The sequence below is a fragment of the Phocaeicola dorei genome (assembly GCF_013009555.1).
Taxonomy (GTDB): Bacteria; Bacteroidota; Bacteroidia; order Bacteroidales; family Bacteroidaceae; genus Phocaeicola; species Phocaeicola dorei.
This window is the reverse complement of sequence record NZ_CP046176.1, coordinates 5,140,924-5,155,050: the sequence shown is the minus strand read 5'-3', so window position 1 is coordinate 5,155,050 and position 14,127 is coordinate 5,140,924. Positions and strand designations below refer to the sequence as shown.

The 14,127-nt window shown below is 43.0% G+C and carries 8 protein-coding genes; 1 reads left to right on the top strand and 7 read right to left on the bottom strand.

Annotation, left to right across the window (positions count from 1 at the left end):
- Nucleotides 1-20 precede the first annotated feature (20 nt).
- Complete coding sequence (mobC, locus tag GKD17_RS21150) at nucleotides 21-2,039, top strand: conjugal transfer protein MobC (RefSeq protein WP_004291482.1); 2,019 nt, start codon at nucleotides 21-23, stop codon at nucleotides 2,037-2,039.
- Between the two features lie 131 nt (nucleotides 2,040-2,170).
- Here mobC and GKD17_RS21145 read toward each other — a convergent pair whose 3' ends face one another.
- From GKD17_RS21145 to tet(Q), 7 genes are all read right to left on the bottom strand, one after another.
- Nucleotides 2,171-5,425 (bottom strand): P-loop NTPase fold protein, encoded by a 3,255-nt coding sequence (locus GKD17_RS21145; RefSeq protein WP_004291481.1) that lies wholly within the window; start codon nucleotides 5,423-5,425, stop codon nucleotides 2,171-2,173.
- A gap of 16 nt (nucleotides 5,426-5,441) precedes the next feature.
- Entirely contained in the window at nucleotides 5,442-6,572 is a 1,131-nt protein-coding gene (locus GKD17_RS21140) for an ATP-binding protein (protein WP_004291480.1), read from the bottom strand.
- Between the two features lie 301 nt (nucleotides 6,573-6,873).
- Nucleotides 6,874-7,479, bottom strand: coding sequence for an RteC domain-containing protein (locus GKD17_RS21135; protein WP_004304269.1), 606 nt, complete (start codon nucleotides 7,477-7,479; stop codon nucleotides 6,874-6,876).
- Nucleotides 7,480-7,717: 238 nt separating this feature from the next.
- A complete protein-coding gene (locus tag GKD17_RS21130) occupies nucleotides 7,718-8,140 on the bottom strand; it encodes a dihydrofolate reductase family protein (RefSeq protein WP_004291474.1) in 423 nt (140 codons plus the stop codon).
- Nucleotides 8,141-8,419: 279 nt separating this feature from the next.
- Nucleotides 8,420-9,742 carry a sigma-54-dependent transcriptional regulator gene (locus tag GKD17_RS21125; protein WP_004291471.1) on the bottom strand — a complete coding sequence of 441 codons (1,323 nt, stop codon included), beginning with the start codon at nucleotides 9,740-9,742 and terminating at the stop codon, nucleotides 8,420-8,422.
- Nucleotides 9,735-12,053 carry a hybrid sensor histidine kinase/response regulator gene (locus tag GKD17_RS21120; protein ID WP_004291467.1) on the bottom strand — a complete coding sequence of 773 codons (2,319 nt, stop codon included), beginning with the start codon at nucleotides 12,051-12,053 and terminating at the stop codon, nucleotides 9,735-9,737. The genes GKD17_RS21125 and GKD17_RS21120 overlap by 8 nt, the downstream gene beginning before the upstream one ends.
- Nucleotides 12,053-13,978, bottom strand: a complete 1,926-nt coding sequence (gene tet(Q), locus GKD17_RS21115) for a tetracycline resistance ribosomal protection protein Tet(Q) (RefSeq protein WP_004291466.1) — start codon at nucleotides 13,976-13,978, stop codon at nucleotides 12,053-12,055. The genes GKD17_RS21120 and tet(Q) overlap by 1 nt, the downstream gene beginning before the upstream one ends.
- Between the last annotated feature and the right edge of the window lie 149 nt (nucleotides 13,979-14,127).

The following is a 14,127-nucleotide window of genomic DNA, read 5'->3' as shown; positions in this document are numbered from 1 at the left end:
AACAATTAAAAAATCAATGTATGTCACAACAAGAAGACGATTTGAGGGCATTGGCGAAAATCATGGATTTTCTGCGTGCCGTGAGTATCATTTTAGTGGTCATGAACGTGTACTGGTTCTGCTACGAAGCCATCCGGCTGTGGGGCGTGAACATCGGCGTGGTGGACAAAATCCTTCTGAACTTCGACCGCACGGCGGGGCTGTTCCATTCCATTCTCTACACGAAGCTGTTTTCCGTCCTTTTGCTTGCCTTGTCCTGTCTGGGTACGAAGGGTGTCAAGGGTGAGAAAATCACTTGGGGGAGAATCTGGACAGCATTTGCCGTCGGGTTCGTGCTGTTTTTCCTGAACTGGTGGTTGCTGCCCCTGCCGCTGCCGCTTGAAGCGGTGACGGGACTGTATGTCCTTACCATTGGAACGGGCTATGTCTGCCTGTTGATGGGTGGTCTGTGGATGAGCCGCCTGTTGAAACACAATTTGATGGAGGATGTTTTCAACAACGAGAACGAGAGTTTCATGCAGGAAACGAGGCTTATCGAAAGCGAGTATTCGGTCAATCTGCCGACACGTTTCTATTACAGGAAACGCTGGAACAACGGTTGGATCAATGTAGTTAATCCCTTCCGTGCGTCCATCGTGTTGGGTACGCCGGGCAGCGGCAAGTCCTATGCCGTGGTAAACAATTTTATCAAGCAACAGATTGAAAAGGGCTTTAGTCAATACATCTACGATTTCAAGTATCCCGACCTATCTACTATTGCCTACAACCATTTGCTGAACCACCCGGACGGCTACAAGGTAAAGCCGAAGTTCTATGTGATCAACTTCGACGACCCGCGACGCTCTCATCGGTGCAATCCCATTCACCCGGATTTTATGGAAGATATTACGGATGCCTATGAGAGTGCCTACACAATAATGCTCAACCTCAATAAAACGTGGGTGCAAAAGCAGGGCGACTTCTTCGTGGAGTCACCTATCATTCTGTTTGCCAGTATTATCTGGTATCTCAAAATCTATCAGAACGGGAAGTTTTGCACGTTTCCCCATGCTATCGAGTTTCTGAACCGCCGTTACGAGGATATATTTCCGATACTGACCTCTTATCCGGAGCTGGAGAACTACCTTTCGCCGTTCATGGATGCGTGGCTTGGAGGGGCTGCGGAGCAGCTCATGGGTCAGATAGCGTCGGCAAAAATCCCGCTTTCGAGGATGATTTCACCGCAGCTCTACTGGGTGATGTCAGACAGCGAGTTTACGCTGGACATCAACAATCCCGAAGAGCCGAAAATCCTCTGCGTGGGTAACAATCCCGACCGTCAGAATATCTACGGTGCGGCACTCGGTCTGTATAATTCCCGTATCGTGAAGCTCATCAACAAGAAGGGGATGCTGAAGTCATCGGTCATCATCGACGAGTTGCCCACAATATACTTCAAAGGGTTGGACAATCTTATAGCTACCGCCCGAAGCAACAAGGTTGCCGTGTGTCTGGGCTTTCAGGATTTCAGCCAGTTAGTGCGTGACTACGGGGACAAAGAGGCGAAAGTGGTGATGAACACTGTCGGCAATATTTTCTCCGGTCAGGTGGTGGGGGAAACAGCCAAGACGCTCTCCGAGCGGTTCGGTAAGGTGTTGCAGAAACGGCAGTCCATCTCCATCAACCGGCAGGATGTTTCCACCTCCATCAACACGCAGATGGACGCGCTCATTCCACCGAGTAAGATTTCCGGGCTTACGCAGGGAATGTTTGTCGGTTCTGTATCCGACAACTTCAACGAGCGTATCGAGCAGAAGATTTTTCATTGCGAGATTGTGGTGGATGCCGAAAAGGTGAAACGGGAAGAAAGTGCCTACAAGAAAATTCCCGTCATTACAAACTTCACGGACGAGGACGGCAACGACCGCATGAAGGAAACGGTGCAGGCGAACTACCGGCGCATCAAGGAAGAGGTGAAGCAGATTGTGCAGGAGGAACTGGAGCGTATCAAAAACGATCCGGTGCTGTGTAAACTGCTACCAGATAATGAGACTGTCTAACAAGTCCCCAAAATTGAAAATTATCCCTATCGAAGTTTGAAGTGACCCCCAAAAGTTGGATACAATTTTTTTGGGGGGCACTTCAGTTCTGACGGGTAAAATCGTAAAATTCGGACTTGTTAGACAAATACTTACGCGGTTTCAACCTCAGGTACTGAATCTATCGAATTGACAAATTTAACCAATTGCGGATCTGAATCTTTTTGTATGAGGTTTCGGAGACTCTTTTTCAATTCATAAGCATCATCCCCTGCTGTATTTATTAAATCCATATAAAAATCTTTGTTTTGCAGAATCAATGAACGGCATGCCCCATCGGAAATTACAGGTTTCACTATTTTATCAATAACGTCTCCAGCTTGACTTTTCAAATTACCATGCGATCTAAGCCATGTTTCGAAAAATTGAAACTTTATTGCATTGATAGTCTTTTTACCGATGCAGAAATCATTTCTTATATCGGTAACTGTCGATTTAATTTTTCGTTTATCCAATCTTTCAACTATATTCTTGAAACAATTAGGGAAAGGATTCAAACTTTGAGTTCCAGAAGCAATATCCATCAGAATCTTTTTGCCAAATTCAGTCAAGTTATCTGGCAAGGATTTGATTTTAGCCAGTAAATGTTTTATTGCGACAAACCAATAATATGATGTATGTGCTGTTCTTTGGGCGTATAATGTATCAACACTTATTTCAGACAACGCTTCGAACGCTATTTTATTGATATGATCGGTCAGGACATTGCTTATTTTAGTGGTCAAATCGTAAAAAGATGCGTCAGGAATTACATCTTTAATATTGTTCTTAGTGATATACTTATCCAAATCGGTATTCCACTCTGCTAAATGCTCGATAAATACCTCATCCGTTACACCTATTCTGTTCTTAATATCTTCAAATTGGGGCAATATGTCTGAGAGCAATAATTTATAGCCAAGTTTATGATTTACCATGTATTGTAGTGTTTCATTTAATAGCGGTATATTCCATCCCACACTATTTACTAATAAGTCTCCATGATCCACATAATAGTCCATGAGTTCTGCAACATATTTTATATCTCCACCCTCTATTAAGGAAACGGAATGACCATGTGCCAATTGCATGGCGACTAAATCGTAATATCCAGACTCTTTAATGTTTCGGCCATCAGTTTCTAATTCAGAATGCAACTGATTTATGTAGGTTGAATCTAACGTTACAGGTAAAGGTCTTTCTTCGTCAGATGCCAATAAACGATAGGTTGTAAATATAGCCCCTATATTATCTTTATTTACATTCTGTTCATCAATGCAATTCGTGATCGCTTGCAAAAGCGTTGGAAACGTATAGGTAGAATTATCTTTTAACGTTTTTACAATATCTGCATGGTCGAAATTATCGGGTAGTAAGTTTGCCAAATAATTATCGAGCGCCTCCGAATTTGTTGCTACTTGATAATATTTATATGCTTTAGTTGTCGCGTTATCCCGATAGGCAGCATCTGTTGCATTTGCAGCTTGAATATAATCGATAAATGTATTTGGCTTGACTGTTTTTGCTTCAATCAATGACGTAAAATCGCACGCCAACTTATTTTGCGCAATAAACCTGTCTATTGCATCTAACGTTTTGAAATAGTCGCCGCCATTGAAGTCATTGAACCGAACTATCTTCTTATATAATTGAGCAATCACATGGTTTTGGCTTTCCGTGTCTAAATGCAACAGCAGTTCTTGGTATTCGACAGGGAACACCTGCTTCTCTATGGATTCTTTTAATTTCAATTGTGCTATTCTTTGCCATACACGCAGAATAACATCGCTCTTTCGAGTTAATTTATGCAAACAATGTATAATCTTATCGATAAGCGCATTGTCCATACATTGTATAACTTCTTCTAATACAGTGTCAAATTGTTTATTAGTCTCTGCATATTGATTTATGTCGTGGTCTTCTTCTCCGTTGATGCAGCCTTCAATATATTTTTTCAATGGAATTTGTCGAGCATCTTCAACATCGACACCATATACCAAAGCTGCAATTTCGCGTTGTGTTTGCAGATCATTGTTAATTATTGTTTGAATGCCATTCAGATAGTCGCCGGACAATATTTGTTCTACTGGATTTGCCAGAATATCCGTCTTCTTCAAACAGAACAATGCTATGTTTATCATCAAAATTTCGTTACACCACTCTTGTTTAAGAGCGACCATCTCATTGATATATGATATAATTTCCCTAACATTGGCATTAGGATTTACCAATCTGAATATCCGATTTATAGTTTCTTTCGCTTCATTTTCTGTTTCTCCAAATGCTTCAACAAACAGTTTGTTGAATATACTTCGATAGTCGGTAATAACAGGAGGAGCAACACGATAAACAATAGGGAAAGTTTTATTGATAAAATACTTGGTCAGTTGTTTCGTTTGTTCGTCGGTCTCATCTCCGAATGCACAAGCTAAATGTGTTTCATCGAAAGGAATAACAGCCCAAACATTTTCAAAACCGCTATCGGCGAAGAACGTATGGATAGAAGACCATAATTCTTTTACTTTTTCAGCGGGGAGACGATCCATGTTGTCAAAAACAAGGACTAATTTACGTTGTCCTTTTTCCTTGATAAAATCAGAAATGTCTTGCATCCATGTTTTGAACTCGTAAACCGTTGGTTCGTCTTCGCTCAAAGTCTCATAGCAAACGTCCTTTTCGACTTTATCTTGATAAATAGCTAACATATAACTCCATCCATATTTATGATCTTTGCTATATGCCCATTTCCAAACGCACAATGCAATAAGAACTGGCAGTGCAGCTATGATAATAGACAATAAAGAAAACCACCATGTTGTGGGTGTAGGTTTTACTGCATACGCAATAAATGTAAATATCGGAGTTAAAACTGCAACCAAAAATGCCGCAACCATACCATTACTGATAAGGGGATATTTTTCGGTTACGGTCTCCGTTTTACGGGCTAATAAATATTTCAGCTTTTCAGACCATGATACGGTTTTCGTACCTCCACCTTTGACTTTTATTGTTGCATTTCCAGATAGGATACCATCATCAATAAGTTTGCTTGTAAGCAATTCCAATATAGAGCGGCGTTGCAAGTCCTCTTGATGTCCCCATGCGTCATACTCAAAAAAGTAATAGTCGTCTGATAATTCACGTTCCAACATTTTAACCACGTTGGATTTTCCAGATCCCCAAATACCTTCGATGCCGATAATTCGAGGTAAAGTACATTCCTCATCCAATGAATCATTCTGACAAAAATGGCGAGCAATAGTTTTTGCCAACCTTTCTTGCGAACCTCCATCGAATTTGTCAATACCACACGGTTTATTTTGGATAAACCGCGGATATTGCTGTTTGGATTGTAGTTTTGTTTCCATATACGTAATTTATTGATTATACGAACTCCAAATAATTCTCCCGATTTACCACATGAAACTCGGCATAGGGATAGGCTTCTTGGAAGGCTTTCGGTGCGGCCGGCATTTTATTTCCCCACTTGAACTCCAAGGCGGTAAGACTGTCGGCACTCTCCTCAATCAGGTCGATTTCCTGTTTGTCGTAGGTGCGCCAGAAATAGAACTCCCTGTGCAGTCCCTCATTGAAGTTCGCTTTGCGCCGCTCTCCGATGATGTAGTTCTCCCACAGCGCACCGACATCCTGCCGAATGGCCAGCGGTGAGAAAGCCCCGATAATGGCATTGCGAATGCCGTTGTCGTAGAAGTACCACTTGCCAGCTTTTGTAACCTCCTTGCGTAGGTTACGCGAATAAGCCCCCAGACGATAGATAACGAAGACCTTTTCCAATAGGTCGAGGTATTTTTCAACGGTCGTCTTGCTCATGCCGAGTTGTTTACCTAACTCTTCGTAAGAAACTTCGCTGCCCAACTGAAAAGCTATCAATCGCAGTAGATCGCGCATCTTGCTCGAATTTTTTAAGCCGTCAATTGCTAAGATATCTTTAAGCAGGTATGCACCGACAATATCACGTAGGTAGTCTGTTTTACGTTCATAGTTCTCCATCATTACTACTTCGGGATAGGAACCGTAAATCAAGCGCGCTTCGAGGTTCTGGCGGGTTTCAAGTGCCGTTTCCGTCTGTGCGATTTCCCGTTGCGAGAATGGTGTAAGGAGAAATTGCGTACTGCGGCCGACCAACGGTTCACCAGTCTTATTCAGCAAATCGAATGACGAAGAACCACTTGCCAAGACACTTATTCCCGGTATTTCATCAACTATCAACTTCAGAATACTACCGATTTGTGGTATGTTCTGTGCCTCATCAATAGCCAGCAAATCAATACCATCCAATAAATGCCGATAATTGGCTATTGAGCGATTCTCCAATAGTGCTAATGTGTCGTAGTCTTCGCCGTTGAGCATCATCGTCCTACCTGAATAGTTGTCCACAATTTTACGCATCATTACCGTTTTACCAACACGGCGAGCACCAAAAATCAGTACTGCTTTATTGGGCGCGATTCGTGCTGTAATCTTCTCTTGAAGTATTCTATTTACTGTTTCCATACCTTATAAAATATAATGCAAAGATAATCATATTTTTTTAATTGGCGAATTTTACAAAAAAAACGGGCTATTAAATGGCGATTTTTACAACCACAATCTTATGGAAGTTGTTTCATTGTTTTTAGTAATGATATATGTTCATACTATGATGACTCAATAATTTACCAGACATACGTTTCTGAAATTTGTCCTTATAGGAATGAAAAACTCACATATATTGTGCTAATTAATATATAATTAAATGAAAATAAAAAGACAGGATACGAGTATTCCTGTCTTCTCATATGTAATGGATATTTTTTTATTTTCTCATCCGCTCCAACTCCTCATCACGCAACATTCTCTCGTTCAGTTTTTCCTGCATCCTGTCAATGAAATAGGTGCGGCTTTCGTTCTTCCGGCGTTTGATATCAGTGTAGAAGCGGTAGCAGTCTTTAGAATCAACCCCGAATATCTTATAGAGAAGTGGGGCGAGCTGTTTGAGCGGCATATTGCCGTTGTTGATGCAGCCCATCACGTCTATGCCGTAGATAAGTTCCACGAGGTCGATGGCATTGCCCGTCCATTGAAGAAGGCTGGCGGTGGTTTCTGTTGCGTTGTTGGCGGATATTAGTGGTGGCACTTGGGGCGTGGCAAGGAATTTCTGCATCTTTCTTACGAAAGACAGAGCCTTGCTGACGTAGGCGGCAATCTCTCTTTTTTCTTCTGACAGATTACGTACGGGATGGTGCTGCAACTCGATTTCGATGTAGGCAAGCGCGATGACGGTAAGGTTCATGTCCATGCCGCCGTTGCACAGTTCGATCACTTGGGTGGCGAAAGCCGTGTATGCCGTTTCCATATTGCAGTCGCCGGCTTCGTTTATCAGGCGGAAAAAGTCGGTTTCCGCCAGCAAGAAATAATTCATGGTTCTGTCAATTTTGAAAATTACACTTTGTTTTCTGCGTGCGCACATGAATATAATTGGCAAAAAACGCGGCAGAAAATAAAAAATCCAACACTCAATTTTACAAAGTGCTGGATTTCAGAGGTATAAAATTCAGTATTTTTTCACAAGGACAAATTATCTCCGACTTAAATTGTTTGTAATCGGAACATTTATTCTATTCCTGAAAATAGAAATGTATGCTTGCCGCACATTTTGGCTATCTTGCTTTTTTATCAAGGATATAGATAATGCGACATACACCGTTGGGATAGCTTTTCAAAGAGGAAAGCGTCCAGTGTTGCTCTGGCAGAGCCGACTTAAAAAAATGTCGTCCGCTTCCGGATATGAAAGGAACGGTGTATAGTATGATTTCATCCACAGCGTGCATCCGCAGCAGTCCGTTTATATAGTCTGCCGTGTCCGGTGTGGCTTCCGCGAGGTAACGGATGTTTGTGCAGTCTTTTCTCCATTCGTGCAGCATTGAAATGGAATAGTCCGGTGTCACACGGTAAAAGGCTTTCTTCCTGATTTCATCAAGACCGCAACGGTCAAGGCACAAATCCTGATGTGCTTTATCATATAACTCTGAAGAAAGACATCCGTCCATCGTCAGTACGGCGAGAATCTGAACTTTACCCATAATCGTTTCCTTTCGTTAGGCAAGGGTAAAAAAGTAGCGTGCAATTCACACTACCTTCAAGCGATGGCTCTGGTAAAGCCTTTACGGAGAGTACGTGAATGCACGCTATGCGTAAGCATAGCATAAGCATCACGCAATCGTCTCCGTAGTTCCAATTTACCAGATTTTCGCTTGAAACGCCTTGCGGTCTTATCCTATATGTTGGCGGCGAAAAGCTCCTGCCAATCGCCGTTTTTCTCAAATGTTATGCAAAGATAGCCAAATTCAGTGAATTACGGGCTATGATTGCTTGAATTTATATTTAAGTCCATACTCTTCAAGTTTGCTGTATAGTGTTGTCCTGCCTATGCCGAGCAGTTCTGCGGCGACACTCCGGTTGCCGTTTGCCTGTTTCAACGCACGCAATATCCGCTCCTTATCCTCCGCGTCATTGCGCAAGGCGAAGCTGACAGTAGAGGTCGGTTTCGTCACGGCAAGTTCCAGATGCTCTTTCATGACAACACCTTCCTGCGCCTGCAATACAGCACCCATAACTTTCTGCCGAAGTTCCCGCACGTTGCCCGGCCATGCGTGTGTCAGCAACGCTTTACGTGCTTCGGAACTGAACCCGCTCACGCTACACTCCAGCTCTCTGTTTGCCATATCACGGAAGAACTCTGCCAGCGGCATAATGTCTTCTTGACAGTCACGCAACGGAGGAACGGTTATCCCGAAGTCGTGCAGGCGGTACAGAAGATCCTGCCGAAAACGCTTTTCATTCACCGATACCTCCAAATCTTCATTGGTAGCAGCGATGATGCGGACATTGAAATTCCGGTCTGCCTTGTCTCCGACCGGGCGATACCGCCTCTCCTGTATGGCACGGAGCAACATCTGTTGGGTTTCCAACGCGAGGTTTCCTACCTCGTCCAGAAACAACGTGCCGCCTTCCGCCTCATGGAAATATCCTTTCTTGGCATTGTCCGCACCTGTAAATGCACCTTTGACGTGTCCGAAGAAAGCCGACGGTGCAAGCTCTTTGGAGAGTGAACCGCAGTCCACCGCCACAAATGGCTTGCCTGCACGTTTGCTCTTGTCATGCAACAGGTGGGCAATATGCTCCTTGCCCGTGCCGTTCTCACCAAATATCATCACGCTCATATCGGTGGCGGCTACCAGCCTTATGCGGTGCATGATTTTCTGAAAGGCGGAACCTTCACGGGCGAATATAGGCATACGGCGTTGTCCTGCCTGACGTTCTTTCAGTATGGAACGGATCAGGGGGACAAGTTTATCCTCCACAAGCTGTTTGGGAATATAGTCTATCGAGCCGAGTTTCATGCTTTCCACGGCGGTATTAACTTCGGCGTAGTCGGTCATAATGATGAAGGGCTGCATCTTTCCCTCCTTTCGCATCCAGCACAAAAGGTCTATGCCACTGCCGTCAGGCAGACGCAGGTCGGCAACCACGATATCATTATCTGTTGCCTGTTGCAGATGTTTCTTCGCGGTTGAGAGGTGGTAAGCCTTCATATTGCGGTAGCCCTCCCGTGACAGCATATTGCAGACATATTCGCAATACACGATGTTGTCTTCCACCACAATTATTTTTGTCTTATTCATCTTCGTATTTTCTCCTTTCCTCTTCTGCCAACCGTATTATTTCCACTCCCTTATCCAGCACGGCAGTCACGGCATGGCTTAACGCTTCACCATCCGGGAGAGCATCGCCACGAAGCAATCCGTAAAGTACATTCAGCGGTTGGTCGGCACGGAGCACCTCCCACGAACTGCGCAGGTGGTGGATCAGGGAATCCAGCTTTTGCAGGTCTTTTTCTTTTGCTGCATCCCGTACCGCCTGCATTTCCTTTTCTGTTTCAGTTATCAACTTTTCCAGCATGACGGCTTCATTGCCATAGGACAATAAGGCGGAAAAGTCCGGTTTCCCGTCCGGTGTCGCTTTTATGGCACACCTGTCGGAAACCTCCATCAGTTCCGATATGGAGAACGGTTTGAACAGGCATCCGGCAAAGCCTTTTGCCAATAGTTCCCCTTTGTTACAACTGCCCGAAGCGGTTGCCACAACCACCGGGATTGTTGGTGAATTGCCCACGTTGGACGAACGCAACAGTTCCAGCAATTCGAAACCGTTTATATCGGGCATATTCAAGTCTGTCAGCAACAGGCTGTATTCTTTCTGGCGTATCATTTCCATCAGTGCCGCAGCATCGGTGCAAGTGTCGCAGTGTATTCCTTCTTGGGAATACATCTCTTTCAGCATCAGAAGTAATACCTCATCATTGTCAATGGCGACAACATCATGGAATTTATTGTTATGATAAACAGGTGTATTGCTTGTATATCCAAGCTGTTCTTCAGCTTCCTGCATAGAAATTTCAACTGTGAAACGACTGCCTTTCCCTTTCTTGCTGTCTAAACGGATTGTTCCGCCAAGCATCGACACAATATTACGCATTATGGCAAGCCCAAGCCCGAAACCCTCCTTTGCGGCGGCATTTGATAGACGTTCAAACGCACCGAACGCTTGTTTCTGTTCCTCTTCTGTCATGCCTGTACCTGTATCTTCAACGACCAGTGTCAGAACTCCATTATCATATTCAGTAATCAAAGAAACACCGCCTTCTTCTGTGAACTTGACAGCGTTTGACAGCAGGTTATTCCCGATTTGTATTATTCGCTCTTTGTCGGTCAATACAATGGCATCGTGTCCAGTCTTCACGGACAAGGACAGCCCTTTGTTCACGGCAACAGGCATGAACTCCGTTTCAAGTGTGTGCGTGATTGCTGAAATCCGGCAGGGTGACAGACGGGGCTGTTCCTTGCCGTTGTCCAGGCGGAAGAAGTCAAGCAAAGTGTTAAGCATATCCCGCATACGGTCGGAGGATTGCAGTATGTTTTGGATATACTGCCCGGACTTATCCTCACACTGTTCTTTCCGTATCAGTCCGGCATAGCCTGTTATTGCTGTCAGCGGTGTGCGCAGTTCATGGGTGATAGTATGTACCGCCTTCTTCCTTGACGTTATCAGTGCCTCGTTCCGTTGTACGGATTGTTCCAGTTGCCTTATCAAATCAGTTGTCTTGTGCTTGTATTGTTTAATGCTTTTTGCATCACGATGTATGATGATGTAGGAAATTAACAACAATAGAAGAACGAATCCCATTAAACCGCCTACTTGCATAAATGACTTTTCACGCATGGCAACTATTTCGTTTTCCCGGCTTTGCAGTTCGGTTTGTACCTTTTCTTCTATTTGGCAAATCAATTCTTGCAGTTGTCTGTTAAGTTCTGCATTACGAGCTGCAAGGCTGTCGGCTTGTTCCGACAATTGGCGATCCTGCACTTTCTGTTCGCTGATTACGTTTCTATTGACCGAATGAAGGATAGTGGTTGATACTGCTGGAGTTACTTCCTTTTTTTTGCCGAATATGCCTAAGAAACCTTTTCGTTTTGGCTTTTTGGACTGTTCCTGCACACTTTTCTGTACAATAACCGGAATTTGATTGGCTATCTTCTTGTTAATAGATTGTTGTTCATCCATTAACCGGACTATCTGGAACATCTGTCGTTCCTTATCCTCTAAAAGACTGCGCACACTATCGATGCGCTCTGCTGGATAGGTGGCCTTGAAACGGCAGAGCATACTGTCCATTGCCATACGCCGTGCATGGTAATGCTCGATATCTTTATCGTTCCATTCCAGTATTGTTTCACCCAATAGAGAAAATTTTATCATTTGAATATTGATATTGTTTATTTCTTTTCGGAGCTCGTCTATTTTTTTATTGCCAAGTTCTAATGCTTCTATCTCCTGCCATTCATAGAGGCTATTATATGCCATACATCCGATAAGAATGGAGATAAGTATATATCCCAACCGTATTGCCTTATAGAAATTTCCTGACCGCTCCATTATTTTAATGACATTGATTTTTGGAACATGAATAAAAGTTTATCTTTTTCGTTCATGCGGATATTATCAGAATAACCGTCTTTTGTTATTTGATACCCACATGGCTTAACCATAAAAATGCCTAAGCCCTTAGTGTACGAACTTACTTCTGAGGCATAGTCTTTACTTGTATTTAATGGAACTTTCCCTTTAATATGACACCACTCATTATTACAACTGATGTCTTCAATCTCAGACATCAGTTTTTGCAAATCTGTAATAGCTTTGGAACTCGCTACTTGGGGTATCTGCAACTCAAAACAGAGCATCGGTTCGAGAATGTCCACACCTGACTGTTGCAAAGCCAGCCTGAAGACATAAGGGGTCAGCTGTCTGAAATCAGCAGGTGTACTTACCGGGCTATAATACTCGGCTTGAGTAAAAGTTACTTTCAGATCTGTCACTTCCCATCCATGTAAACCAGATTGGCAAGACATACGAATCCCTTCAAAAACGGCATTTTGAAAAGAATGGTTCAGATAACCATAGGAGATGTCACTTTCGATTTGCAACCCTGCCCCTAACGGTAAGGGTTCAAGAGTCAGCCCTATTGTGGCCCAGTAAGGGTTGGGTGGTACTTCGATCTGAATAATCTTATTGACCTTTTTTATAGGTCGTTCTTTGTAGATAGTCTTGATCTCATCAAAATGGACCTTTACGGAAAATCGTTCTTCCAGCAATGTCTGTATGATTTCCTTTTGGGTCAAACCATATAACGAGATTTCCAATTCATCACTATATGAGTTTATGGAAAAGGACAAAGACGGGTCTTCAATCCACAATGTATTCAGAGCGGATATCACCTTGCTTCTCTCTTCGGGCTTATTTGGCCGGACGGAGGATTTGAGAGCGGGATGCTGATGAGATAATCCTTGAATCAAACAAGGTTTAGCACCTAAATAATCTCCGATTCGAAAATCTTCTATATCTTCTACAATCGCGATATCATTGGCACCCACTTCATCAACATTTATCTCTCTGCCCTGATAAATAGTCTTTAGATTTTTAATCTTGATGAATTTTTCCGAATCGTTGATTCTTACAACGTCTCGAAGTCTCAGACTTCCGTCAATTATTTTAAGAAAACTTCTTTTATGCCCTTTGGGGTCATGCTCTATCTTATAGAGATAAGCTGAAAGTCTGTTTGAGACTGATGCCGGAGGAAGTATAAAAGAAGAAATGGCGTCCAACAACTCATTGATACCGATATTGAACATTGCTGATCCATGTAGCACCGGATAGACTTTGGCTTTTGCCACAAGAGCGATTATCGTATTCCAATAATCAGCCGGTGAAATTTCGCTATCCGCCAAATATCGTTCTAATATATCGTCGTCATGGTTGCATACAAATTCTTTGTATTCTTCCTTTATATATGTTTGGGAGCAAACCGGATAAACCGATCCATCGACAACAGTTTGCATAAACAGGACATCTTGCGACAGATTTGTTTTTATATCCATATACAAACGCTCCAAATTCACACCGGCACGGTCAATCTTATTGATAAATATAATTGTCGGGATTTGCAGCTTTTGTAAAGTACTGAACAGCAACTTTGTCTGCGCTTGTATGCCTTCCTTTGCGGATAAGATGAGGACTGCTCCATCAAGCATTTTGAATGTCCGCTCCACTTCCGCAATAAAATCCATGTGTCCCGGAGTGTCAATGATATTGCATTTCACTCCATTCCAGATAATAGATGTCGTAGAAGCCCGGACAGTAATTCCTCTACGTTTCTCTATATCCATAGAGTCCGTTATGGTGTCACCATTATCCACACGGCCGCACTTTTCCGTTGCTCCACTGGCAAACAGCAGATTCTCGGTTACGGAAGTTTTTCCTGCATCAATGTGAGCAAGAATTCCTAAATTTATAATATTCATTTGGATTAAGCAATAATATACTACAGTAGATGCATTGTCGAAACGCACCTTTTAATACCTCCTCGTAGCATATGAGAACTACAGGATTACTAACTCGTATTAATATGTATATTATTACTGCCGCATAACGATTACAAAATTACACAAAA